Here is a 2180-nt window from a genome sequence, read left to right as displayed (position 1 = left end):
TATAAGATTCTTCTGCCCAGGAAATCTCTATACTCAGTCTTTACAAGAACTCTATGAGCTGCGCGATCGCACAGTTGCGAAATTAGAATCTCTACCTACTCCCAGAAAGCCATTATTCTTTTCTGATCAGAATAACAGTGTATTAGAAAAGCAACAAAACTTACTACAAAAATTACAAGAAATTGAAGTTCAAATATTAATTGAACAACGAGCAAATGATAACTGGAATCAAGCATTAGCCCTTGGCAATCAAGCATCAGAAGTAGGAGGAACGCCAAATGCAACTGTCAAAACTAGAGAAACAGAAAAACACCTCTGGCAACAAGCTATTTATAATTTAGAAGCAATTCCCACCGATTCATTTATAGCAAAAAAAACTACTAAAAAGATCGAGGAATACAAGCGTAGTCTAGATGATTCTTCTTATCAATTAAATCTAACCAAATCAAACTTTTTAGAGAAAATTCGTAAAGATAGTGGTTTATCTAGCAGAGCAACGATCGCTATTTGTAACCTCCGGCGAGAATGTTTAGACCTAAACGGGAATAAACCACCCGCTAGTCCTGCTAGTTTAATTAAAGTTCCAATTGCTGTAGCAACAATGCAGAAAGTATCCAAAGAAAATATCAGTTTAGATACTCCTATATATGTGAGTAGGGGAAACTTTACCGAAGATGCCTCAGAAATTAGGGCAAGAAAACCCTATCCCCTCAAAACTTTGGTTGGGCAAATGATTGACCACAGTAGCAATATTGCCACAAATCAACTTATTGATTATTTAGGACAACCTTATATTAATAAAGTTCTCAAAGACGATGGCTACAAAGTGATGAGTGTCAACTACAAACTGATGGGTAACCGGATCATGCCCAAAAATCCTGGTAAAGGTCGCAATACCCTGACTAGCAACGAACTGACAGACATGATGGTTTCAATATATAATTATGAGTATCCAAATTCTGATGTATTGATAGAAGCCTTAGCCCGTCAGAAGGATAGGTTATTGGGATATGCTGCCCTAGAAGAATTGCCAGAAGTTAAGTGGCTTGGTGAAAAGACGGGAGAAAATTCTCGCGCTCTGGGTACTACTTTAGGATTAAGTATTAATGGTGAAGTGTATGTAATTACTGTAATTGATAGTCGTGGCGGACGCGATCCCCAAATTCGTACCTCTATTAATAAGGTGGCAAAATATCTAATGGATAATGATGGTTTGCTCTAGTTGACATCCTCCCTCGTTAAATCGCTCGATTATAACGAGGGATTCCCAAACCTCACGATTTAGGTTTAATGCTTAAGTGGCACTTATCTAGATTGTTTCCAACTCCCGACAGTAGGCCAACGAGCGTCAATTTGTTGAACCACGGTCTGCCCGACCGCAGTGACACCTTGATGACAAATTACTTTTGCTGCTGCCACATCACAGTTGATTTCGTAGTGACATTCACGGCATTTATTAGTACATTCAGATAGGTTTTTTTTACCTGTATATATTCCACAATTCGGACAAATTTGACTTGTATATTCTGTAGTCAACCTTGCCGAAATATACCCCTCGTTTCCAACAAACCCAAGCCAAGATGCAGAAAAGGTAGCCATCCTAACTACTTCGTGAACTTTAACCGATACAACAGGGAAAACCCTACAGTGTACATTCCAAAAGCCAACGGTAAGAAGCGGCCACTCGGAATCCCTACCATAGGAAACAGAGTGCTTCAAACAATAGTTAAACACTCATTAGAACCTGAGTGGGAAAGCCAATTTGAAGCTAACTCTTACGGTTTTAGAGTTGGTAGAAGTTGCCACGATCCATAGCTCAATGCTTTCTAAAGCTCTATCAAGGTACAGACACATGGGTTCTAGATGCTGACATCAAAGGATTCTTTGATAATGTAAGCCACGAAACCATCCTCAACTTAGTTGGAACACATCCAGCTAGGAAAACAATCAAGCAGTGGTTGAAGGCAGGATACATTGACAAAGGAATATACAACCCAACACATGAAGGAACCCCCCAAGGAGGAGTAATTAGTCCATTGCTCACCAATATAGGCTTATATCATGTCCGGTTAAACAGTGATAAATAAATAACTACGGAGTCCTCAGGAGTCAGTCCTCAGGAGTCAGGAGGAAAGAGGTAATAAAGAAGAACAACAGGAGAAGAAGGAGAAAGTTTTTTT

At 39.4% G+C, this 2180-nt stretch carries 4 protein-coding genes; 3 read left to right on the top strand and 1 reads right to left on the bottom strand.

The window, feature by feature from the left end:
- The coding region (locus tag F6K13_RS29795; protein WP_287289376.1) for a serine hydrolase at positions 1 to 1222 on the top strand (1222 nt) is incomplete at its 5' end.
- An 83-nt stretch (positions 1223 to 1305) separates the two neighbouring features.
- Here the strand turns inward: F6K13_RS29795 and F6K13_RS29790 are convergent.
- A complete protein-coding gene (locus F6K13_RS29790; protein WP_338043200.1) occupies positions 1306 to 1599 on the bottom strand; it encodes a zinc ribbon domain-containing protein in 294 nt (97 codons plus the stop codon).
- A gap of 12 nt (positions 1600 to 1611) precedes the next feature.
- Between F6K13_RS29790 and F6K13_RS35530 the strand changes: the two genes are divergently transcribed.
- Together F6K13_RS35530 and F6K13_RS35525 are read left to right on the top strand one after the other, a co-directional pair.
- Positions 1612 to 1815: a reverse transcriptase domain-containing protein gene (locus tag F6K13_RS35530; RefSeq protein WP_338043199.1), complete on the top strand. Its 204-nt coding sequence runs from the start codon at positions 1612 to 1614 to the stop codon at positions 1813 to 1815.
- Positions 1800 to 2087 carry a reverse transcriptase domain-containing protein gene (locus F6K13_RS35525; protein WP_339379441.1) on the top strand — a complete coding sequence of 96 codons (288 nt, stop codon included), beginning with the start codon at positions 1800 to 1802 and terminating at the stop codon, positions 2085 to 2087. The genes F6K13_RS35530 and F6K13_RS35525 overlap by 16 nt, the downstream gene beginning before the upstream one ends.
- The last annotated feature ends 93 nt before the right edge of the window (positions 2088 to 2180 follow it).

This window comes from Okeania sp. SIO2B9 (genome assembly GCF_010672505.1).
GTDB lineage: Bacteria > Cyanobacteriota > Cyanobacteriia > Cyanobacteriales > Microcoleaceae > Okeania > Okeania hirsuta.
The sequence above is the reverse complement of the archived record's forward strand: the minus strand, read 5'-3'. Positions and strand labels throughout refer to the sequence as shown.